General features: G+C 55.9%; 19 protein-coding genes and 1 tRNA gene. 2 read left to right on the forward strand and 18 right to left on the reverse strand.

Translation table 11 applies throughout. The features are described 5' to 3' along the window. Positions 1-213 precede the first annotated feature (213 nt). The 9 genes from VFA09_02720 to VFA09_02760 all read right to left on the reverse strand — a co-directional run bounded on the left by VFA09_02720 (position 214) and on the right by VFA09_02760 (position 10563). A complete protein-coding gene (locus tag VFA09_02720; GenBank protein ID HZU66168.1) occupies positions 214-747 on the reverse strand; it encodes a hypothetical protein in 534 nt (177 codons plus the stop codon). A 359-nt stretch (positions 748-1106) separates the two neighbouring features. Further along, positions 1107-3884, reverse strand: coding sequence for a LuxR C-terminal-related transcriptional regulator (locus VFA09_02725; protein ID HZU66169.1), 2778 nt, complete (start codon positions 3882-3884; stop codon positions 1107-1109). Positions 3885-4109: 225 nt separating this feature from the next. Then, a complete protein-coding gene (locus VFA09_02730) occupies positions 4110-4943 on the reverse strand; it encodes a response regulator (protein ID HZU66170.1) in 834 nt (277 codons plus the stop codon). Positions 4944-5090: 147 nt separating this feature from the next. After that, complete coding sequence (locus VFA09_02735; GenBank protein ID HZU66171.1) at positions 5091-7892, reverse strand: LuxR C-terminal-related transcriptional regulator; 2802 nt, start codon at positions 7890-7892, stop codon at positions 5091-5093. A 368-nt stretch (positions 7893-8260) separates the two neighbouring features. Next, on the reverse strand, positions 8261-8521 hold the full coding sequence (locus VFA09_02740) for a hypothetical protein (GenBank protein HZU66172.1): 261 nt from the start codon (positions 8519-8521) through the stop codon (positions 8261-8263). Further along, positions 8476-8673: a hypothetical protein gene (locus VFA09_02745; GenBank protein HZU66173.1), complete on the reverse strand. Its 198-nt coding sequence runs from the start codon at positions 8671-8673 to the stop codon at positions 8476-8478. Before VFA09_02745 ends, VFA09_02740 begins: the two co-directional genes overlap by 46 nt. A gap of 464 nt (positions 8674-9137) precedes the next feature. After that, entirely contained in the window at positions 9138-9602 is a 465-nt protein-coding gene (locus tag VFA09_02750; protein ID HZU66174.1) for a type II toxin-antitoxin system VapC family toxin, read from the reverse strand. After that, positions 9602-9919: a hypothetical protein gene (locus VFA09_02755; protein HZU66175.1), complete on the reverse strand. Its 318-nt coding sequence runs from the start codon at positions 9917-9919 to the stop codon at positions 9602-9604. The genes VFA09_02750 and VFA09_02755 overlap by 1 nt, the downstream gene beginning before the upstream one ends. Positions 9920-10489: 570 nt before the next feature. Further along, positions 10490-10563 (reverse strand) — tRNA-Asp (locus tag VFA09_02760). Between the two features lie 235 nt (positions 10564-10798). On the opposite strand from VFA09_02760, the gene VFA09_02765 reads away from it, so the two are divergent. Beyond that, positions 10799-11338: an NYN domain-containing protein gene (locus VFA09_02765; protein HZU66176.1), complete on the forward strand. Its 540-nt coding sequence runs from the start codon at positions 10799-10801 to the stop codon at positions 11336-11338. Between the two features lie 130 nt (positions 11339-11468). On the opposite strand, the gene VFA09_02770 is transcribed toward VFA09_02765, so the two are convergent. The 4 genes from VFA09_02770 to VFA09_02785 form a co-directional block, all read right to left on the reverse strand. Further along, positions 11469-12323, reverse strand: coding sequence for a polyprenol monophosphomannose synthase (locus VFA09_02770; protein ID HZU66177.1), 855 nt, complete (start codon positions 12321-12323; stop codon positions 11469-11471). Continuing rightward, a complete protein-coding gene (locus tag VFA09_02775; GenBank protein ID HZU66178.1) occupies positions 12320-13462 on the reverse strand; it encodes a lysylphosphatidylglycerol synthase transmembrane domain-containing protein in 1143 nt (380 codons plus the stop codon). Before VFA09_02775 ends, VFA09_02770 begins: the two co-directional genes overlap by 4 nt. 14 nt (positions 13463-13476) lie before the next feature. Beyond that, positions 13477-14511 (reverse strand): decaprenyl-phosphate phosphoribosyltransferase, encoded by a 1035-nt coding sequence (locus tag VFA09_02780; GenBank protein ID HZU66179.1) that lies wholly within the window; start codon positions 14509-14511, stop codon positions 13477-13479. A 173-nt stretch (positions 14512-14684) separates the two neighbouring features. Then, positions 14685-15374 carry a Crp/Fnr family transcriptional regulator gene (locus VFA09_02785; protein ID HZU66180.1) on the reverse strand — a complete coding sequence of 230 codons (690 nt, stop codon included), beginning with the start codon at positions 15372-15374 and terminating at the stop codon, positions 14685-14687. A gap of 430 nt (positions 15375-15804) precedes the next feature. On the opposite strand from VFA09_02785, the gene VFA09_02790 reads away from it, so the two are divergent. Beyond that, the gene (locus tag VFA09_02790) at positions 15805-16842 is read left to right on the forward strand and encodes a P-loop NTPase (protein HZU66181.1); all 1038 of its coding nucleotides are present in this window, start codon (positions 15805-15807) and stop codon (positions 16840-16842) included. A gap of 85 nt (positions 16843-16927) precedes the next feature. On the opposite strand, the gene VFA09_02795 is transcribed toward VFA09_02790, so the two are convergent. From VFA09_02795 to VFA09_02815, 5 genes are all read right to left on the reverse strand, one after another. Next, on the reverse strand, positions 16928-17845 hold the full coding sequence (locus tag VFA09_02795; protein ID HZU66182.1) for an LLM class flavin-dependent oxidoreductase: 918 nt from the start codon (positions 17843-17845) through the stop codon (positions 16928-16930). Positions 17846-18017: 172 nt separating this feature from the next. Then, on the reverse strand, positions 18018-19475 hold the full coding sequence (locus VFA09_02800; protein ID HZU66183.1) for a sialidase family protein: 1458 nt from the start codon (positions 19473-19475) through the stop codon (positions 18018-18020). 16 nt (positions 19476-19491) lie between these two features. Further along, positions 19492-20949, reverse strand: coding sequence for a sialidase family protein (locus tag VFA09_02805; GenBank protein ID HZU66184.1), 1458 nt, complete (start codon positions 20947-20949; stop codon positions 19492-19494). A gap of 252 nt (positions 20950-21201) precedes the next feature. Further along, a complete protein-coding gene (locus VFA09_02810) occupies positions 21202-22674 on the reverse strand; it encodes a sialidase family protein (protein HZU66185.1) in 1473 nt (490 codons plus the stop codon). Between the two features lie 290 nt (positions 22675-22964). After that, complete coding sequence (locus VFA09_02815; GenBank protein ID HZU66186.1) at positions 22965-23153, reverse strand: hypothetical protein; 189 nt, start codon at positions 23151-23153, stop codon at positions 22965-22967. Positions 23154-23258: the final 105 nt, after the last annotated feature.

Here is a 23258-nt window from a genome sequence, read left to right on the forward strand (position 1 = left end):
TCCTTGATATTCCAATCTGCCCCGCCTGGCCGACCTGACCTCGGCCAGAGACGAGAGAAGCAAAAGATCTTCCACACAAGAGCGGCTCCTTTGTCACCACTGCCCATGGCCCCTACCTCTTCAAGGACCCACAGCAAGTCATTCGCTGCATGATCGACCACCTATACAACATGACCTGTGAGCAAGCTTATTGGCTCTGGGTGCAGCCGCTGACTATGCTTGCAAATCCCCTCGCTGGAACCTGGCAAGCAATCGCATCCATGCCAGAGCTTGCAGCATCGAAGCAGGCAGAACCAGGCGGTAAGGAACATCATGATCGCCGCCTGGACCAAGTTCGAGCTCGAGTCGCCTCCTTTCCAGGGAACTCATGCTTCTTGCAACCAGGTCATTGACGTACCTGCGGCTCTCGCTCACATCTGGATGCGCAGCAACCGCGATGGCTGCCATCTGCTGCCATGCTCTTGCCTCACGTTGTGGCATTGCCCCGCTTTCGTGTGGGAACTCGATGAGTCTTGCTTGAAGAAAGTGGGCGGCCGTGACCGAAGGGGAACCGCCTCCCTGGTTCTCCTGCTCCAGCTGCTCCTGTAAGCCTTCTCGGGTCGAGCAGGAGAAGACGCGTAGCTGATCGAGCGGCAGTCCGCGAAAGAGCCGCAGGAAGTGAAACAGATACTGCAACGAGCTGAGCACCGTGGATTTCCACTGCCAGGGAGCCGTTGTATCCAGCTGGATCGCCACACGATAATACATCTTGTGCCTCCTTTTTCGCCCGGTGGACAGATTCCTGTCCACCAGGGCGGTCCTCAATGAGCGAAGCTACTACAAACCGCCTCTTCTTCGTCATTTGCCCCAGTACCTTTTCCGGTACGAGTTTTCGCTCGTCATTTATTTTCCGATAGGTAGAGTCTACCTGGAGGAGGGCCTTAGCACATCTGTAGAATTACACATTTTCACTACCCATTCGCACGGGGAGAGAATCGCTTACACGAGGTCGTCTTTAGAGAGGGATGAGTAGAATTATCCAGAGGGATGAAGAGGAGCCTTAGACGAGGAATGACCGCTCTGCCTTCTTGTACGAATGACGAGCGGCCATTTGGGAAGCAGCACGCTTAGAGCAAGTGGTGCATGTTCGCATAGTAGGTGGCGGCGGTTCGAGAGGAGACGCCAAGTTTGCTATACACAGAGGTGGTATGGTGGTTGACAGTACGCGGACTGATCACCAGGTGCTCGGCGATCTGCGCGTCAGTCCAGCCCCGGGCGAGCAGGCGCAGGATCTCCGTCTCCCGTGCGGTCAAGCCAGAGGGAGAAGCGACCGACCTGTTCGGAGGCAGGCTCACCGGTGATCGCGGCGCGAGCGGGGCAGGAGGGCTTGCTATTGCTGGCGAGGCCAGGACCTGTTGGGGCGTCATACGCTGTCCCTCTGCCCATGCAGCAGCAAACGCCTGCTCCCCAAGCTCTCTGCGCGTCCGAGCCAGGGCCTGCTCATAGCTGGGGCGGTGGAGTGGGTGCATGGACGCACCAATGGCCTTGCGCAGCGCCTCGGCTGCTCCCCAGAGCCGTACCGCTTGCCGGGGCTCTTCCTGCCCTGCTTCCAGGCTTGCCAAACCCTCCAGGCTTGCGGCAACGCTCTCTTTGTAGACGTTGCACTCGAACAGCAGGGTCAGACTCACCTGGTATAGGTGACGCGCTGAGACCACCTCGCCCTGCAAGTTCAAAAGCCGCGCCAGGCCGAGCGCCAGATGTACGGCATCCGTCTCCACCCCCGTCTGCTTGCCGATCGCCAGGCTCTCTTCGAGCAGAGGACGTGCCGCCTCCAGCTCGCCCTGCTCCAGGCGGATGAGTCCCAGCAGACCGAGCGGATAGACGCTGAAGGGGATGTCACCCCGTTCCCGAAAGTGTGCCATGCTCTGCTCGGCCAACTGTTGAGCGAGTGTCTGGTCCTGCTGCGAGACAAAGAGCAGGTACGCCAGCAGGTAGCCTACCCAGTTCAGGCGCTGCGTATCGCCCAACTCCCGGTAGAGCAGAAGGCTCTCTGAGAGGAGCGCCTGGGCCTGTTCGTACTGTCCCGCTTCGATGGCGGCGCGTGCCCATTCGGTCAAGCACTGGCCTTGCCGCCAGCGGTTGCCCAGTGCCTGGAAGCGGGTTGCTGCCTCCTGCAACTGGGCGTGGGCCAGGGCAAACTGGCTCCTGATGCGGGCGGTTCCACCCAGTCGAGAGAGGCTATGGGCAATGCCCACGGGATCGCCTAGCTCCTGGTAGAGCGCCAGACTCTCCTCAGCCAGCCGTTCAAGCGGTAGGTGGCGCTCATAGATGAACCCCAGTTCTGCTGCCTCATATAGCGCTCTGGCCCGCAGCGCTGCCTCAACGCCTGCATGCTCTGCGAGCGCCTGCGAAAGCGCACTCAGTCCTTCTCGCCCGGAGCCACTGACATGCCAGAACCAGGACAGGGCGACACACAAACGCAGGGCCAACTCGACCTGTCTCTCTCCCTCCTGTGTGCCTGCCTGAGCATGTGCCTGCTCCAGGAGAAAGCTGAGCGCCGCTCGCAGGTTTTCCTGTTCGCGTTGCAGCAGTTTAACCCAGCGGATCTGCTCGCCCCCATGGCATCGAGAGGCAGCTTCCTCGACGAGGTGGGGCATCACTGCATGGAAGTGAGACGGCCAAACATCTCCCCGCAAGTGGGGGGCAGCCTCTTCAGCGAGCGCCAGGTAATACCAGGCATGCGCGGCTCGGATGGCCTCCAGTTCCCCACAGCTCTGCAGGCACTCCAACCCATACTCCTGGATCGTCTCCAGTAGCATGAAGCGGGCTTCCTCCCCGTCCTCCCCTTCTTGCTCTCCCTGTCGTAGTAAACTGTTGTCCAGGAGTGAGGCGACTCCATCCAACACCCCTCCTGCTCCACCGTCACGCTCACTGCTCCCGGTAGAGAGTCGTGCTTCGCACTCCCTGGATACCGCCTCAATCGCTTCTAAGGTGCAGCCTCCAACGAACACAGACAGCCGCCGGAAGAGGCGCTGCTCAGCAGGGTCTAACAACTGGCAACTCCATGCGATAGTGTTGCGCAGCGTCTGTTGTCGCTTTGGCACATCTTGCGCCCTGCTCGTCAAGATCTCAAGCCGACGCCCAAGTCGTGCCAGCAGCGCCTGCGGGGGCAGCAGTTTGATGCGGGCCGCTGCTAGCTCAATGGCCAGCGGCAAGCCGTCCAGATGCACACAGATCTCGGCAACAGCGCTGGCGTTGGCTGTAGTCAGCTGGAACGTGGGCATGACAGCCTGGGCGCGTTGTAGGAAGAGGGCGACGGCGGCGTAGTCCGCGAGCGCCTCCGGTTCAGGAAGGTGCTTGAGGTTGGGCAGCGCCAGTGGCGAGACCGGAAACTCCTGTTCGCCCTGAACGCGTAGCACCGCACGGCTCGTGACCAACAGCTTCAAGCCCGGGCAAGCCGCCAACAGCTCCGTCAACTGGGAAGCTGCTGGGAGGACTTGCTCGAAGTTGTCGAGCGAGAGCAGCATCTGTTTGTCCTGCAGAGCGGCTTGCAGCAGGGCGTGGAATGATCCTGCCGCGCTCTCCCTCAGGCCAAGCGCCTGTGCAATGGTGGGGAGAATCAGGTCAGGGTCGCTGATGGGAGCAAGCGGGATGGAATAGACGCCATCAGCAAAGTCTTCGATGAGAGCGGCGACCACCTGGAGGGCCAGGCGGGTTTTGCCGACACCGCCGGTGCCTGTCAGGGTGAGCAAGCGCACCTGAGGGCTGCGCAGGAGGCGACAGACGTTTGCCACTTCCTGCTGCCGCCCGATGAGCGGAGTCAGTTGGGTAGGCAGGCGATGGCTCGGAGTCTTCCAAGGCTTGCCTGGCTCTCGTGCGGGCAGAATGTCGATGTTGTCTTGCATAGCCGATCCTTCCCTTCTACGTCTCGCTCACTGTATGACCTATCAGGCCCGTCGACGAAATGCGCGACGCTAAGACGTGAGCGTGAGCTTGCCCTGAAGGTTCCAGGGAGATCTGAGAGAAACACTGCTTTCCACTGAAGCCTTTAGGAGACCGGAGAGCGGTTGCTCCTGTGATCGGAGGTCTCTCCTCGCCAATGGGCTTCTTTCTGCTGCCTGGTAGCCCCTTCATTTCACCCCCCGATCAGAGGAGGCGACCGCGCAGGCTTTGCGGGCCTGGTCGATTTCGAGGCGCAGTTGCTGCACCTGTTGCCGGAATTGTTGCTCACGAGCAGCGACCTGGCGCGCCATCACCTGAAAGGCCAGGGCGAGCTGCCCCAGTTCATCGGGACGCCTGGCCATTTCGTCCAGGCTCTCCTGCTCAAAGCTATTGGACTGGATGGCTGCCGTTGCCGTCGTGACGCGCCTTACCTGCTGGCAGGAGTCGATCTGCTGGTCGCGCAGCCACTTGCGTTCCAGGCAGGCGCTGATCCTGACATGCAGCAGCACAGGGTGGAAGGGCCTGGGCAGGTAATCCTGCGCGCCCAGCTCAAGACAGCGTACTACGCCTTCCAGCTCCTCCGCGGCGGAAATCATGATCACCGGGAGGTCGCGCAGGCGGGGGCTGGCCTTGAGCTGTTCCAGCACCTGGCAGCCATCCATATCGGGCATCTCCATGTCCAGCAGCAGCAGGTCATATAGCTCGCTTTGCAGGCGCTCCAATGCCTGTCGCCCGTTCTCGACCAGCGTGACCTGGTAGCCGAGCTTGCCCAGGTAGCGTGCGAGCAGGATGCGGTTCATGCCCTGATCATCTACCACCAGCAGCGAACTGCTCGTGATGGGGTGCAGCGGATGGCCGCTTGCTTTCCCGCTGATGTGGCTCATGTCTCCTCCATCGAACAGACCTGTCTCAAGAAAGTATTTGAGTGATGGCTTCACACCCAGGCACAAGTCTTCCACCTGAGCGTGACCGCGGGACCAGTTCGCCTCTTCTACCAGATGCGTGTGTTGGTCTTTCCCCACGGAGCATTTCTGCTTCGAGTATAAGCAATCCCAGCCAAAAACACATGAGGGGAATCTCCTGTTTTTCTCAGGGGGTGGGAAGAGAGGCAGTCAGCAAGAGAACAGGTGGTCTAGGGGGAATTACTTATTTAACGCGTCTTTCGCTGGTCACAGCAGGTGTTGCTCGTGTGCAAAGCGAATAGCAGCCGTGCGTGAGGAGACCTGGAGTTTGCTATAGAGCGAGACCAGGTGGTTTTCAACAGTACGCGGGCTAATCACGAGGCGCTCGGCGATCTGGTTATTGGTCAGGCCCTCGGCCAGCAGGCACAGCACCTCCAGTTCTCGCCTGGTCAGCCCGAAAGCCGTGGGCGATGATGGCTGTTGCGATGAAGCCTGGGGAGACGAAGCGGCTGGTGAATCCGCCTCTTCGTGCCGGGCCAGCAGATCTTGCAGGGGCATGGCGCGTCCCTCTGCTTGCAGGGCCGCGTAGGCCGCCTCGCCCAGTTGGACGCGCAGCCATGCGGCGTCGCGTTCATACGCGCGGCGCAGAGTAGGATCGAAATCGATCAGGAGGCTGCGTGTGTCAAGCAGGCCCTCAGCCGCTCCAAACAAGCGCACGGCCTGCTGAGGCCGCTGCTCTGCCACAGCCAGGCTCCCAAACACGAGGAGGCACTTGCCGATGGTTGCTTTGTCCCCGCTCTGCTGTGCGAGGGATAGTCCCTCCTCTAGCAGTTCTCTGCCGCGCGGCAGATGGCCTTGCGCGACTTCAATTCCACCCAACAGCAGCAGCGCACCCAGCGTATCCCACCGGTGGCCGGCTGTGCGGGCAAGCACCAGGCTTTCGTGCGCCAGCTCTGCTGCCTGCGCCTGGTTGCCTCGCAGTCGAGCGAGAGATGCCTGGTGGCACAAGATATTACTCCTCATCTCTTCTTGCTGCATCTCTTGCGATAGCGTCAGGCACTCTTGCAAAAGCGCATCCGCCAGCGTCCACTCATCCTGGACAATGGCGATGAATCCCAGTTGATGCAGCACGCTGTACAGGCGCATCAGGTCATTCCCCTCGCGAGCCAGGGTGAGCACCTCGTGCCAGAGGAGTTTGGCCTGATCCAGATTTCCCAGGGAGGCTGCGCAGTAGGCCAGCCAATCGAGCGACCTGGCAAGGGCATGTCTGTCCCCCAGCGCGCGAAACCGGGCAACGGCCTGTTCAAATTGCGCGTGCGCCTCCGCAATAGTATTTTGATGATAGAGGATCGTCCCCGACAGACTGGTGAGCGAGGCCAGCAGCCAGGCATCTCCGACTTCCCGAGCCAGCAGCAAGCCTTCCTCGATCAGCGCCCGCCCCGCTACCAGGTCGCCTTGAAACCACCGGGCGATCGCCTCCCGGTGCAGCGCGTAGGCCAGGCATCTTTTCAGGCCCAGCGCACGTGCAAGCGTGGCGCTTTCCTCTGCCAGCGCTTGCGCCCTTGCGTAATCGCCCAGCGTCGAAACCAGTTCCGCCGCAGCAACGAGTGCCCTGGCTCGCGCCTCGCAACGAGGCGCGGTCTGTAACATCCCTGAAATCGCTTCGAGCCAGCGACGCCCTTCGCCCAGGTACCCGTGAACGACCCAGTAATGCGCAAGAGATCCAAAATAGCGCAGGGCCAGTTCCGCTTCGTCGCGTTCGATGAGCCATTGGAGCGCCGTCCGCAGGTTCTCCTGCTCACGCTCCAGGCATGATTGCCACGTGCGTTGCTGGGCTCCTTTGAGGTGCGGTTCTGCCTCCTCGACGAGCGCCAGGAAGTAGGCGACATGCGTGAGGCGGGCGATCTCCAGTTCCCCACTGTTCTCCAGGCATTCCAGCCCATACTCACGGATCGTTTCCAGCATGAAGAGGCGCGGCTCCTCATCGGGCTGCTCTTCCTGGCGCAGCAGGTGGTTCTCCAGCAGCGCGCTCACCCCGTCCAGGACAGCATCCGCAGCCAGACCTGCCGCCTGGGCCATAGCTTCGGCAGCCTGAAGCGTGCAGCCACCGGCAAAGATGGCGAGGTAGCGAAAGAGCCGCTGCTGCTGGGGTGTGAGCAGGTGGTAGCTCCACGCGATAGTGGCGCGCAGGGTCCGCTGGCGAGCAGGCAGGTCACGTGCGCCGCCGGTCAGCACCTCCAGGCGGCGCGAGAGGCGTGCCAGCAGCGCCTGCGGAGAGAGGAGCCGGGTACGAGCGGCAGCCAGCTCGAGTGCCAGGGGCAGCCCATCCAGGCGAATACACACGTCTGCGATGGTGCGCGCATTGGCTTCAGTCACCTGGAACTCTGGCTTGATGGCCTGCGCTCGCTGCACAAAGAGCGTGATAGCGGCATTCTGCGTAAGGGTTTGCGCTATTGGCAGTTGCTTCAGATTGGGAAGAGGCAGGGGAGAGACAGCAAACTCGTGTTCGCCTTGCAGACGCAGCGCGGCACGGCTGGTTACCAGCAGATGCAGGCGCGGACAGGCGGTCAGTAGCTCGGAAAGTGCCGGTGCTGCCGACAAGACCTGCTCGAAGTTGTCGAGCAGCAGCAGCACAGATTGTTCTCCCAGCGTGGCTTGAAGCCGCTCAAGCGCAGTATGCGCCCCTGTTTCACGCAGACCAAGCGTCTGAGCAATGGTCGGCAGCACGAAGTCGGGATTGCTGATCGCCGCCAGGGGGAAGAAATGCACCCCGTCTGCGAACTCATGCAGCAACTCGTGCGCGACTGCGATCCCCAGGCGCGTTTTGCCGACGCCACCTGGACCGGTCAACGTGAGCAAGCGCACTTCAGGTCGGCGGAGCAGAGCAGTAATCGTGTGCAACTCTTGCTCGCGCCCCAGCAGCGGCAGCAGCGGCAGCGGTAAGGCCGGCTGCGACGGGAACCGGCCAGCGCCAGGGGCTGCACTTGATGGGAGGGTATAGAGGTAGGACGGTGTTGACGCCCCTGTGCCACTGTGTCCGGCTTGATGCCTGCTATCAGCGCTTTGCATTCCTTCCTCAACCTCGTTCAATTGGCTGGGCAGCAAGAGATAGGAAGAGAGACCTGAGCGATCGATGAACGTTTCACTCGATGCAATCCTGCAAGTTTACTCCTCTAGAGTACCAGATATCAATACCCGTGTCAACTTACCGAATTGACTCACGAAAAAGCGGGGGAGAACCCCACACAGGGAAGAGGTACCGAAGCGCAAGAGCGTTTGCCCTATTAATTCTAGAGAATTGAACAAATAATCTCAGCAGAACTGACGGGAGTCGGGTTATCTTCAAGTAGGTCAGCGTGTGAGCGGTCGATATCCCTTTCATCCAGTTGTGCCCAGCATTGGAGTGGGATTCGCAGTGGGAGTGACAGGAAGACGCCTCAGGCGGCGAAAGGAGTAGGAAGTCCTCCACGCCGATAGAGAATTCTGCCATCACGCTTCACATTGGCGATGAAGTCTGGGTCCCATTCCTGGGAGGTGCGCGAAGAAAACAGCACTTTGACCTCACGTGGGGCTCCTAAATGACGATCTTCTGCCAGACCAGCAGTGTGAATGAGGGCCAGAATCTGCGAACGGACGGCATCACGATTCCCATTTACAACGACGAGCAGATCGACATCGCTCGGATCAGGCTCGTCCAACGACCGCTCTTCATGCCGGGCAACTGACCCCCATAGAGGATAATCGCTAACACATCTGGATGCCGCTGAGCTAGTAACTCAACTGTATCTCTAACAAGCGCACTCGTCTCTTCGTCTAACCAGGGAGGTATACCTTGAAGGTCGAGTGGCATTGGTTTTTCCTCCTTTATAACACGAGCTGCGCGAGGTTGGGCCTGGAGTGACAAAATGGTGCTTTCAATATCTTCCGCCGCTTTTCGGTGTGCATCAGCCAGCATGCGCGACCCCTTCTCATTTTCACAATCAGTTTTGCTGCTTTATGATACCATAAATGATATGGAGATTCACTCCCTGTGTGGAAGCCCGGATCATTTGGGCTCACCCCTTACTTGTTCAGGCGGAATTGAAGAGATCGAAGCCGCGATCTACGTATGAGACGGTACGCGGGCTTATAAAGGGTATTGAGAACGAGCAAGAGTAAAAGAAAGACACCCTAGATGTTTGTGAGTGTCCAGGGTGTCACGCTGAGTTGTTCAGGCGGAACCGACGGGCGTCCGATTATCCCCAGGACTCCTGCGTGACAGGAAGACAAATAAGACCATAGATACTTTTCCTGGAGAGAATTTCGCTTCTGAACCTATGTATAGGCGTTGGGATTTTCTACCTGCAATCCCTCGACACTAGCGATGTCGAGGAGGACAATGTCAGCGCAGACAAAAATGGGTTCAGGTGCATGATTAGCTAACGCAAACTGACGTAGAGCAAGTACACAGGCAAGTTGTACAGCATCATAAGCACGCAAACGATGGGAACGGCAAAGGTCTCCTGCTGAGGTATAGAGCTCAGTAGTCACAGGCCAGATATCGTAGCTCTCTTTGCTATCCTGTCGAAACACGCTAATGAGCCGATCACGTTCAGCCATACTGATACTTTTCTCGCGTGCTCTCCGACAAATCGCCGCAACGACTTCTACAAGCGCTGCTTGTGAAATGTAGAGGTCATGACCATGTGCTGGATTGCAGAGCGAAAGAACCCAGGCTTGCCCGGGTTCAAAGATGTAGCGTTTGATGATAGCTGAGGTGTCCAGAAAGTAGGTCGCCATTAGTAGGGACCTCGGTCTTCAATCACCATCTCAGATGCAGGCTTGTCACTAGCGAACAATCGAGCAAGACGTTCCCGCTCCTCCTGTTCTTCCTGACTCAAAGGGCGTTTTGTCGCCAGGCTGGCAAGCTTTCCCTCGCGATATAACTTCTCGGCAAGCTCTCTCCCCGTCATGGGGCGTTTTTCTGGAGAAGCCGATTGTAAATCTCGTATCAGGTCGCGTAGAAGCGTTTCTGGTGGCTCTCCTCTTCTGGCCGCCTCTGCAGCCAACACCTGGTATTCCTGGTCCGTCAAGGTGACAGTCATTTGATAGGCCATACGATTACCTCCTTCATTTAGGAAGATTTCATGCACTGCTGATCATCCAGAACTTCTCTCCCGTCACTCAGTTGCTATTATATAAAGGTCAAGACAATACAGCAATAGAGGCTACAAGTCCTCATTTCAGGGGAGCTAGCAGACGAAGTAATAGTTCTGCTTTGTCACATCTCTCTTTTCTCCAATTTTACCTCTTCCTTCTTTTCTTGTTTTTTTCGTTTTCTTTGGCAAGAATTACTTGCACATCGGGTAATCTAATATTTTGTATCCTACTATTTATAAATAGCGAATTCTTTGAGATAGCCTGCGTGACAGGCAGACAAGTCAGGCCACTTATGCTTCTCAATAAGGAAGATGTGTTTTTTGCGAAGCAAACACGAAATACATCCTCTATAATACTCAAGATCTCAAAGTGCTTCCCAGGCTCATGGAAGATGGATACCAGAGAAGAGGCAAAAGAAGATAGCATTCTTTTCCCATCTCCATTACCGACCTTTGTAACGACTATGGAGAGCAAACTAAAATAAAAATAGTGTAATTACTATTAATGGTAATTACACTATAAATTTACGGAACCGACGGGATTCGAACCCGCGATCTTCTGCGTGACAGGCAGACATGTTAGGCCACTACACCACGGCTCCATATTCAGATGCATCGGATAGCTTTCGCTATATTCATCCGCTGCGAATAGGATGATACCAGACTAGTCGGCTCCTGTCAAGCCCTCTGTGGCACCAATTTCTGTTTCGCGCAATATTGGTGCGCGTTCTCGTTGGCATGCTTTCCTACCTCTATTGACATTCACGTCAATATGACATATCTTTGCAAACAATGACAATACATCGTCAGAAAGTGAGGAAGTAGAGAGATACTGTTGTGGGACGGGTGATTCTGGTCGATGGCTACAATATCATCAAACGCTCCCCCTCGTTTCACGCGCTCAGAGCGAGGAATCTGGAAGCTGCCCGCCAGCAGCTTATTCACCAGCTTGCCAATTACTATCGCCATACACCTCACGAGGTGACTGTCGTCTTCGATGGTAGCGATGCGCGCGAGCAGGTACTGCATGAGCGGCGCATTCGCATTATTTACTCTCGCTATGGAGAGACTGCCGATAGTGTCATTGCGCGCCTGGCGGTGGCTGCCCGCGCTGAGGGGCGCCAGGTGGAAATGTATAGCGATGATAGGGAAGTGCAACAGGCAACCGCGCAACAGGGCAGCGAGGTGCGTACCAGCGTCCAGTTGACCGGCCAGTTCTATGCCGCGCCGCGCGATGAGACGCGCCGTGCGCGTCATCGTATCGCTATGCGCAAGAAGTATGGCCTCGATCCTATGTACTATGGTAGTAAAGATGATGAGATTGAGCCGGTTCGTCACTCCGGCAAAAAGAAGAAAAGCTCTCACCGTAAAAGATAGAACATACTCCTTATTTGTGCCGGAGATAAAGAGTGAAAGGGGAACTGATGGAGAGCATAGGAGGGCTGATGGAGAGTATCGGAGGGCGATCACAAGGGTACGCCCTTGTGGTCGCCCTCCGCCTTTGCCACTAATGCCGAATTGAGGGCGATTCTTCGCTCAGGTTATCCAGCATGCCGGGCCCCTGCGATTCAGCGGGCGGCTTTGTATCATCCGCCTGTTCCTGAATTGTAGAGGTAGTTGTGGACTCATTTCCCTGGTTCGTGGGCTCACTTCCGGCCTTTTTGCCGCTGCCAAGTCGTGTGCGTAAAACGTATAAGAATCCCTCGATGACAATCTTGCGTGACATCTTGGACTTCCCGACGCGTCGATCCTTGAAGATAATCGGGGTCTCCGCGATTTTGAAGTCCTGCTTCCAGGTGCGGTAAGCCATTTCGATCTGGAATGCGTAACCCTGCGACTGGATAGTATCCAGGTCAATGCTTTCTAATACCTGCCGGCGATAGCAACGATATCCCGCCGTGCAGTCATGGACAGGTATTCCCAACATGAAACGGGCGAAGATATTGCCGCCGCCGCTGATAAAACGCCGTACCGGCGACCAGTTGGGCGTGCCACCACCCGCGACATAGCGCGAGCCGATCACGAGGTCGGCGCCCTTGATGGCGCGTAGAAAATCGGGCAGATAACATGGATCGTGCGAGAAATCGGCATCCATCTCGAAAGCCGCGTCGTAGCCATGCGCAACAGCATATTTGAAGCCAGCGATATAAGCGGTGCCGAGACCAAGTTTACCGGCGCGATGCATCACATGTACGCGCGCATTTTCTGCGGAAATCTTATCCGCCAGCTCCCCGGTGCCATCGGGCGAATTGTCATCGACAATGAGGATGTCAGTTTCAGGCGCGTACTCGAAAATCTCCTTGAGCAGGGGGGGAAGGTTTTCAACTTCGTTATACGTTGGGATAATAAGTAACGTCTTCATACAACTTTATCTCCAGTACTCATTGATGCAGAGGCCGCCGGCACATCGGGAGCGCGTCCGCTTACAGGTAATATGCCAGAGCCGTTTGCGCTCTGTCCTTCAAGTCCTTCCTGCGCTTGTTCTTGCAAGTCTGCCCGGCCTACTGGAGGAACCGTAGGGGCCAGGTGTATCGCGTCCTGGGCTGGAATTTCTCTTTCCATAGCGCGATAGATAATCAGGGCTACAACTCCCAGCCCAAGCCCGAACCAGAGCGTGCAGAGACGGATCAACAGTGTTGCGGCTCCTCCAATTGCCGTGGAGGTTGTAACCAGCAAACGTATCAGTCCTAACATACTTCCATCGGCTGTTCCCAGTCCGCCCGGTAGACCGGTTGCTGAGCCAACAATTGACGAGAATGCCAGGATGAAGGTGGCCTTGAGAAAAAGATCAAAGCTAAATCCAAGTCCCAATCCGGCAAATACAAAGTACAGCGCACCGCATTCTCCCGACCAGGAGATCAGACCGATGGTTATAGCCAGCAGCAATGGGCGCCATTGCAACAGGATATAAGCGCTTTCATAGAAATTACGAATAAGGTGAGCGATACGGTACAAAAATGGTAATCGTTCACCAAAATTGATGAGTGCGAGCGCGATGCGGCGGTTCTGAATAATCGCTATGCCCGTAAATACGATGACGAGAAATGCCACCAGCAGCTCGATCCCGTAGTGATACAGTATCAGTCCCGTGGCAGATAGCCCCAGCATGGCGATGCCATCGGTCATGCGTTCGCACATCACCACCGGTGATGTTCGGCTAATGGCTTCACCTGTTGAGCGCTTTAAGAGATAACATTTCAGTAATTCGCCAACCTTACCCGGAGTAATCGCCATAGACAGGCCGGAAATAAAGATCAACAGGCTTTTGCGCCAGGCAATGCCGATGCTGAGACGCCGCAGGTAATACTGCCATTTTATGAAGCGCCAGAAGTAGTTATAGAGCGTCAGGCCCAGGATCAGCGGCAGAAATTCCCAGCGAAAGTGCGCCAGCACGCTAAACAGGCGCGGCAGGTCGGCGTATAACGCAATGGCCGTCATGACGACGATTGCCAGTGCCAGGGAAAAGACCAATCCTCTGCGTAGCTGTTTGCGATTAATCAACCGGAACTCCCTATCTATCGCTGACCAGGTAATAGATACAGCACGATAATAATCACTGCTGTACAAAGCACAACGGTTCCCAGCATATGCCGGTCACGCAACAGTACCTCTTCGGGACTTCCGCCCTCCATACGCATATAAACCAGGTAGAGATAGCGAAACATCCCATATAAGACCAGCGGTATAGTGATCATCAAACGGTGATCACCGGTGGGCCCCTGGAAGGTGTAGAGGCTATATGCCATCAGTGTTGCTGCCGTTACAATCGTAATCATCTGGTCGAGCAGGGGCAGGCTATATTCTTTTAATATCTGCCGGTGATTGCTGGCCTGCCCTTGCAGGAGTACCAGTTCGTGGCGGCGCTTATTCAAAGCCAGAAATAGCGACAACAGGATCGTTACCAGGTACAGCCATGGTGAAATATCGACCGGGATGACCACGGTACCTGCCAATATTCGTAATACGAAGCCGCTCGCGATGATGAAGACATCAAGCAATACCACATGCTTCAGTCGCAGAGAGTAGAGTATCATCAGTACCAGGTAGGATGCGATGGTGACTGTGAAGAGGATATTGCTTCCTCCCAGCAAGGCAAAGATATCCGGGGTTCCGCCGGGAATGGTGAAAATGATAGCCGTCAACCCGGCACAAAGCAGCAGCAATATACCCATCGCGGCAATCGCCCAGGAGACCGGCAATGCGCCCGATGCTAATGGGCGGTGCCGTTTGACCGGGTGCTGCCGGTCATTTTCCAGGTCAAGCAGGTCATTGAACAGGTAGATAAAGCTGGATGCCAGGCAAAAGACGATAAAGGCGAGACAGACTCGCTCAAAAGACGCGGGAGAAAAGAGCCGCTGCGCAAAGACGATGCCTACGAAAACTGCCAGGTTCTTGGTCCATTGTTTGGGCCGCATCGCCAGGGCTATTGCCAGCATACGGCTTGCTATGCCTGTTTGAGGCGCTGTGGTCAGCGTTTTATTCGCCGTTGTAGCAATCTGCTGTTCCTGTGCTTCACCTTGCTTTACTTGTGTTATTGCCGACTTTTCCACGAAAATGTTGTCCCTTATACGCTAAAACCAATGAATCATTACCCTTAGACGGATAGAAATCAGAGGGAGTAACAAGGGTACTCTATTGTCCGGCTTCATCCAGGAGTGCTTTGTGGTCGCCCGTCCCGTCGCGGCCAGCTCTGCGCAACGAACTGCATGGATATGCCACCATCTTAATAGATGCGGCGCTTCAGTTCTGTCATGCGGTGCAGCGTGATCTTATGCTTGTCAGTACTGATATAGCCCTTGTCCGTGAAATATCCCATCACCTTATTGACGCTTTCACGCGATGCGCCGACCATGGATGCGAGTTCTTGTTGCGTCAGGCGCACATCGATGCGTGTGCCATCGTCGACCTTCACGCCGTGCGCGTCGGACAGTTCCAGCAATTTTTTCGCCACGCGCCCATAGACATCGAGAAATATCAGGTCTTCTATCATCTGGTCGGTTGCGCGAATGCGTTTGGAGAGTACTTCTAATACCTGAATGGCGATTTTTGGGTTCTTTATGATCGCCTTCTGGAAATCGCTGCGCTGTAAGGTGTAGCACTCCACTTTTTCTAGCGCAATCGCATCGGCGGAACGCGGCAGGCCGTCCAGCAGGGCAAGGTCGCCGAAATATTCTCCCTTGCCAAATACGACTAGCGAAATCTCCTGACCGTCGGGGCTGATCAGCGAAATTTTGACTTTACCCTCTTTAATCATGTACAACACCTGCCCCGGATCGTCACGATGAAAGATGACTTCGCCGGAGCGAAATGTGCGCCGCTTCACCACCGCTGTCAGTTCGCGAATATCTTCATCCGCGAGGCCGGCAAAAAGCGAGACCTGTTTAAGGTAGGTTGTTTCTTTGTCTGCTTCCATGTGCTTTATTCCTTCTTACTTATGGTCATGTTGCCCTATCAACAGGTGACTATCCGTGTTCAGGATGGTCAGGTATCATCAACATAACACTTTTGTATTCAAAAGGAGGTTGCAGGTCTGACCATCAGTGTTGCTTGCCTGCATCTTAATGAATAACCATACTAGCGCACTTTCAGGCGTAACGCAAGTGCTTGTGGGGGCAAATATGCCGGTACCGGCAACCAGCCGTAAAATTCTGGAAAAAACCAGGCGTAGTAGTTTGTTGTAGTCGAGCTACGTTGTATGCTATAATATCAGAGCGTGAAGGTCGGATTTATCAAATGTTCCTGGCTGAATAGCGATACGACTTCAGTTTACATCTATCTCAAGCACTAGAAACTTAAGAGAAAGGCGCATTCATTACTTCGCGCCTCAGACGAGGATAAGGAATATGGCGGATACTATTACTGCCGATATGATTATTCATGATGTGGTAACCCGGCACCCGGAGACGGTGAAGGTCTTTCATGGGCATGGTCTTCCCTGCACCGCTTGCGCTGTTGGCTCGCGCGAGAGCATCGCGGGTGGCTCGCGCACACATCGTTTTACACCGGAAAAGCAGGCGCTTTTGCTCAAAGACCTCAATGCGGTCATCAATGGTGAGCCGATCTCAGTTGCTCCCAAGAAAGCGCCAGTCGGGCGTGGCGTCCCATTGATGATGGCTCCCGCGGGCGCGGATCGTCCTATCAAGCAGGTGATCGCTATTATGAGCGGTAAGGGCGGTGTCGGTAAATCGCTGGTCACAGGGCTGCTGGCGGTTTCTTTACGTCGCCAGGGTCTGAAAGTTGGCATTCTGGATGGTGATATCACCGGCCCCAGTATCGCCCGCATGTTCGGTACGAAAGGGCAACCCAACAAGTCGCCTAACGGCGGCATCGAACCGCTTACGAGCCGTGGCGGCATCAAGGTGATGTCAATGAATATGTTCCTGGAGAATGAAAGCGATCCCGTCGTATGGCGTGGCCCGATGGTCTCCAGCGCTCTCAAGCAGTTTTATAGCGATGTCGATTGGGGCAATCTTGACTACCTGCTGGTAGACCTGCCGCCGGGGACTTCTGATGCCCCCATGACGGTTCTGCAATCGCTGCCCGTTGATGGCATCATTATCGTCTCATCGCCGCAGTTGCTGGCAACGATGGTCGTGAAGAAGTGCATCAACATGGTGCGCCAGCTCAAAGGCATCATCGTCGGCGTGGTCGAGAATATGGCCTACTTCGAGACCCCCAACGGCGAGCGCTACGAGATCTTCGGCCCTAGCAATGGCCCCGAACTGGTCGATATGACCGGCGCGCCCCTGCTGGCTCAATTGCCCATTGACCCAACTTTGACAACCCTATGCGATGCCGGTCGAATTGAAGAGTATCATGCACCCGCCTATGAATTGCTGGCGGCGAATTTCGTCAATACGCTGAAAATCAAGCGGACGTAGAAAATAGGATGATCACAAGAATAGACCCCTACACGTGCCCGCCTAGCACGTGTAGGGGTCTATTCTTGTGGTCACTTTGGAAGTATCATTGACGCGCCAGTTCGGCGATGTGACCAAGCTGCCGGATACTATCGTTCGTGACCAGGTCGAGTTCGACGAACAACTGTGAGGTGCCTACGCTGCTGAATGCTTGCAAGCGGTGAGCGATTTCCTCCGCTGATCCCGCGATTTCTCTACCCGGCGCTTTACCTTCTTTGAGCGGTTGGAGTCGAACCAGAGTCCCGACCGTGATCTCCAGCGTAGCCGGGTCGCGTCCTATGGCCGCGCAGTCCTGCGCAAGCGGTTCGTAGCGCTCTCTGACGACGGCAGGGTCGGTGTGCCAGGCGGTATTCCACGCATCAGCATATTGAGCGGTGAGTTGCAGCATGCGCGGGCGGCGCCCGGCAATCAAAATGCGCGGACCGTGTGGCGAGGGACCACGCGGGCGTAGGACGCAGTTATGCACCTGGTGGTATTTCCCCTGGAAATCGACGTGGCCTTCCCGCAAAAGGGGAACGATGATTTGCAGGGTTTCATCGAAGCGGCCGGCCAAATGATCGAACGGATAGCCGAATGCCTCGTATTCCGGCTGGTGCCAGCCCGCGCCAAGCCCAAGGATGAAGCGCCCTCCACTGATTTCATCCAGCGTATCGGCCATCTTCGCCAGCAGCGCCGGCGGACGGAACGAGGTGCAGATAACGAGCGTACCGAGCGTGATGCGAGTAGTGACTGCTGCCAGCGCGCTGAGCATCGTGAGCGCCTCCCAGGGCGCGCTTTCGTCCCGTCCTGGAAAGCGGTAGAGTAAATGGTCCGCCAGCCAGATGGAGTCGAGACCAACCTCTTCGGCTATCTGCGCCTGCTGCTGTAGATCGCTGAAGGTCGGCGTTCGTCCCTCAAGAGATCCTTCGCTGATGTCCAGTACAATGCCAATCTTCATGCCTTGATGTGAAATGTGCTGATTCAAAGATTTTCCCTTTCGCTGTTATTATGGCTCCAGTATAAGAAATACCACTTTTTCTGTTCTCTTTGCGAATGAGCCTGCTTTAAACTTTTTCAATCAGCCTGGAGCGTTTTCTAAACATGAAAAAATGGATGCCTGCCCTACCGAACAGGCATCCACGCATGCTGAAAGCGCTTTAGAAAGCGGAATGAATGGCAGGCGCCGGCGCCTGTCCGGTGAATGCCGGAATGCTCGTCGAGGCATACTTTCCACCCGAATTGGGTAGTCCGCCCTTAACGGTATGCATCGACTCGTTGAGCTTACCATGTTTGGGAGCAGTGGCTACCGCGAAGACGGAATAGGCCTTACCATTCGCCAGGAACGAGACCGAGTTGTAGTCTCCGACGAAGTATCCTCCGGCGTTTGCCAACCAGGTCAGCTTCATAGGTCCGGCCAGTTGCACGCCTTTTGTCCAGGTTGCGCCTCCATCGGTCGAAGAGGAGGTGCCGACTTCAAGCTGGCAGGTCGAGTTGTTGCAGCTGGCGTTCGTGAAGTAGTAGTAAAGGACTGTCACGTGCGCGCTGCTGCCCGAAGTTGACTTATCGACGCCGATACCCGGCAGGAAGTGATCGATACCGCTGCCGACCGGATCGGCCGGGATGAGTTGCGGAGCCGACCATTTGTTGCCATCCGACGAGGTGCTGAACACGATATCGTTGGCGCTGCAGTTCTTCTCGAAACGGCAGTCGAACCAGGCGACGTAGACATTGCCTGCGCCATCGATTTCAGCCGAGGGCAGGTCGGGGTTGCGAATACTGGCGTTTTCGATGAACACCTCTTCGGTAGCAACGGTGACTGAGGGATTCCAGCTTTTGCCGCCATTGGTCGAGGTGAACGACGAAACTGTTCCGGCGTCCGCGGCATAAGGAACAATCACGTTGCCATTGGGCTGAACCACGGGCTGGCCGCCCAGACCGTTGGCGTTGGCCGGATGCTGCCCCGCGCTCCAGGTAGTGCCACCGTCGGACGAAACACTCATCATGACGGAGTCGCCATTATTCGCGTCGTCCCACTCGACATAGCAGTTACCATAAAACTTGCTGCTGCTGGTATCGTCACAGGCAATCCAGTCCTTGTCATCGAAACCGCTGGTACTTGTAACGGTGACCGGGTTATTCCAGGTCAGACCGTCGGTAGATTGGCTGACAAGCACACCGGCGCCATTCAATCCCTTGATAGGAAGGGACGAAATGAGCCAGGTCTTGTGCTTGGCATCGTAAGCAACGGCGGGATCACTGATGCGATCATAGGTACCAGGAGGGGTCGCATAGACGGTTGTACCCGGCAGAAAGCCATTCTGCCAGGTTTTGCCGTTGTTGGTGGAGGTGGCCCAGCCGATGTTGTCAGCGCCGCCATTGGAAAAGCGCGCCGTCTGGAACGCGGAAACGATGGTCGAGCCAAAGGAATAGGTATCCGGCTCGACCTGCGTTTTGTGTTCGCTGGATTGGTTGGTATAGGGGTCCTGGCTCACACGCAGTAGCTTAACCCCTCCTGATGCAAAAGCCAGAGCCGTTGCTGAAAGCGAAAACAGCACGGCGAGCGCCAGGGCTAAAACGATGCGAGTACACCGTCCCCGGCCAGAAGTAGCCATCATATATGGTTTCTCCTTCTTAATAAGCGGTCAGGCGAGCTGGCGCGAGTGCCGGGCCGGTATAAAGGACGGGGCTGCTCGAACTAAGTGTTCCACCGGTTACCGGTAGCCCTCCCTTAGCAGTGAACATCGCCTCGTTGAACTTCTGACCCTTATTTTTCTTGGCAACGGCAAATGCGGGGAACGCGTTACCATTTCCTACGATGGAGGTCGAGATATAGTCGCCGACCATTCTCCCCTGGTTGGTGTTCGCCAGCCATGTAGGATTCATTGGCCCGGCCAGCTTTACGCTTGAGGACCAGGTTGATCCACCATTGGTAGACGAGATGTAGCCTACTTCGAGCTGGCAGTTGCTGGAACAGTTGGCATTCGGGAAGAAGTAGTACGTCACTGCGATATGAGCGCTGCTGCCCGAAGTCGATTTATCTACGGCTATGCCAGGAATGAAGTGATCAACGCCACTGCCAACCGGGTCTGCCGGAACGCGCTGTACTGCTGACCAGTGCGTGCCATCACTGGATGTGCTGTAGACGATATCATTGGCGCTGCAGCCATTCTCGAAACGACAGTCGTGCCAGGCCACATACACCGTGCCGGAGCCATCGATTTCGGCGCTTGGTAGTGGATCGTTCGCGCGCATGTTGCCGCCGATGGAATGTTCGGTGATATTCGATACGGTCACCAGGTTGCCCCAGCTTTTACCGCCGTTGGTAGAAGTGAAAGACTGGATGCCGTTGCCCCAGAATGGAACAATCACAGTGCCGTTGGGCTGGACCAGGGGCTGACCACCCAGACCAAGGGCGTTCGCGGGATGGGAGGGAGCGCCCCAGGTAGTGCCACCATCGGAAGAGGTGCTCATCAGCACGCTGTCGCCATTGGCTGCGTCGTCCCATTCAACATAGCAGTTGCCATAAAACTTGCTGCTGGTCGTATCGTCGCAAACGATCCAGTCCTTATCGTAGAAGCCATTGGTGGTTGCTACAGTAACCGCGTTTTGCCAGGTCAGACCGCCGTCGGTAGACTGGTTAACCAGGACTGCGGCTCCTTGCGTGCCAATCAGGGCAAGGCCAGAGGCAAGCCAGGTGTTGTGCCTGGCATCGTACGTAACGGAGGGGTCGCTGATACGGTCATATTTGCCGGGAGGGTTAGCGTAGACCGTGGTGCCTGGGAAGAAGCCGTTATGCCAGGTCGCCCCATTATCGGTCGATGTCGCCCAGCCATTATCCGAACTGCCACCATCGAAAAAACGTCCTGATTGGAAGACGGAAATGATGGTCGAGCCATTGGAATAGGTATCCGGCTCAACCTGGGTCTTGTGCTGGCTTGATTGGTTAGTAAAGGGGTCAGAACTTAATTTAAGCAGGCCGCTGTTTTTCTTGGCAGAAGCCAGGGCTGCTGTTGAAAGTAGCAATAAGAGGGCTACGGTAAGGGCCAGGACGGCCTGTCGCCGCCACCTGCGGCGCGAAGTGGTATTCAATGATCTTTCTCCTCTGAAAAATAAGGGACAATGTTACGGTTGATGGTGAGGGAGAGGGCAAATCCTCCTTTCATGGTGAATGGAATCCTAACAAGAACATTCTGCAGGGACAGCGCCTGGTGCCTGTCCTCGCAGATTCCAGGAAGCGAACTCTATGAGGGCAGCGCCTGGCGCCTATCCCCGTTGCGATTGGAAAATGGGCCACTGTTCTTTACAGGAGCAATAGCCCATTTTGTGCTTGTAACAGGCGTCCTAGTAAGCTGTAGGATGCACTATCGCGTGCGACGGGCCGGTGTAGAGTACACTGGCATGCGATACGTTTGTTCCACCGGTAACAGGCAAGCCGCCCTTGACGGTATACAGTTCCTCGTTGAACTTTGTTCCCTTGTTTGCTTTGGCGACAACAATGCCTGGGAAGGCAATGCCGTTGGATGCAATGGAGGTCGAGATGTAGTCGCCGACCATCCTACCCTGGCTGGTATTGGCTAACCAGGCAAGCATCATTGGCCCGGCCAGTTGCTGGCTTGTTGACCAGGAAGCACCGCCATTGGTCGAGGAGATGTAGCCAATATCAAGCTGGCAGGTGGAGTCATTGCAGTTGGCATTGGTGAAGTAGTAGTAGGTGACCGCGATGTGAGCGCTGCTGCCCGAAGTCGATTTGTCCACCGCGATGCCGGGGATGAAGTGATCGACGCCACTACCAACCGGGTCGGTCGGAACGCGCTGCACTGCTGACCAGTGCGTGCCGTCGCTGGAGGTGCTGTAGACGATATCATTGGCGCTACAGCTCTTCTCGAAGCGGCAGTCCTGCCAGGCCACATACACCGTACCGGAGCCATCGATTTCGGCAGAGGGCAGCGGGCTGGTACGAATACTTGCTTTCTCGATATACGTCTGGAGGGTTGCTACGGTGACGGGAGCGCTCCAGCTTTTGCCGCCATTTGTGGAACTGAAAGCAGAGATGCTATTGGTGTCCTCGTCCTGGAATGGCACAATCACGGTGCCACCCGGCTGCACCAGGGGCTGGCCGCCCAGTCCATGAGGCGTCCCGGATGGGCTTAGCGGAGCGGCCCAGGTATTTCCGCCATCGGTAGAGGTACTCATCATTTCCTGGTCGCCGGCATCGGCGTTGTCGAACTCGGTGTAGCAGTTCCCATACGATGGGCTGGTGGAAGTATCGTCGCAGACGCTCCAGTTTTTGTCGAAGAAAGGACCTGAGTTATCTACGGCAATCGGGTTTCCCCACGTGAGCCCGCCATCGGTCGAGCGGCTTACCTCTATATCGACCGCGTTTCCATTCGTGATCCCCAGATAGCTAACAATCCATACTCCATGCTTTGCGTCATAAGCAATGGAGGGATCGCTCACTGCGGCAAAAGGGCCAGGCGGGGTCGCATAAGGTGTAGTGCCGGGCAGAAATCCATGCTTCCAGGTCTTGCCATTGTCGGTTGAAGTGGCCCAACCAATATCTGAGGCCCCTCCACTAAAGAAACGTCCTGATTGTACAACCATGACGATAGTGGAGCCATACGAAAGTGTATCCGGTTCCACCTGGGTCTTGTGCTGGCTTGACTTGTTGGTGAAAGGGTCTTTACTGAGCCGCAGGAGCGTAGGACTACCTCCCGCAGCAAAAGCCAGGGCAGTGGTTGTGAGTGTTAGCAGCAGGGCGACACTCACGGCTATGGCAGCGCGGGCGCGCCAACCAGAGCGAGAAATAGCATGCATGCCTGATTTCTCCTTTTCTCGCCTTGCCTGAGCGCGCGAGCGCTAGCCGTGTAGGGGCCATATTGATCGCGCCCCTGACGTTGGTAAGGCGGATAAGTGCCTTATTTAAGATAGGGCAACATACGTTTTTGGGGATAGTGATAGGTGAGCTTGGCATTTCCCCCTATACTGTAGTGATAACATAGATTGCTTGCGATGTCAACCGCCTGAGCTTGCCCTTTACATAAAAAAAGGCCTCCGAAGTAGCTCGGAGGCCTGGTGTGAAAATTTCTACGCCGGTGAGTTCGAAATTACTGCAAGTTATAGTGATTCTTATGATAGAAAACCATGCCCTTGCCGATAACCTTTACCGGTTGAAGGTCTTTGAGCATGATTGGCTCGCCGCACTTCGCGCAAATACGGCTCGTCATATGGTTGACCTCTTCGCGGTTTGCCAGCGAAGCACGTGCCGTCTTTGAAAGTTCACCCTTTTTAGGCATTATCTGTACCCCTTTCGCCTGGTTTCTAGCTGTCTATTTCTCCGTTTACCTGGACTTCCGTAGGGACAGTGCCTTGTGCCTGTCCGCACCGGAACGCCGGGACAC

Source organism: Ktedonobacteraceae bacterium (assembly GCA_035653615.1).
GTDB lineage: Bacteria > Chloroflexota > Ktedonobacteria > Ktedonobacterales > Ktedonobacteraceae > DASRBN01.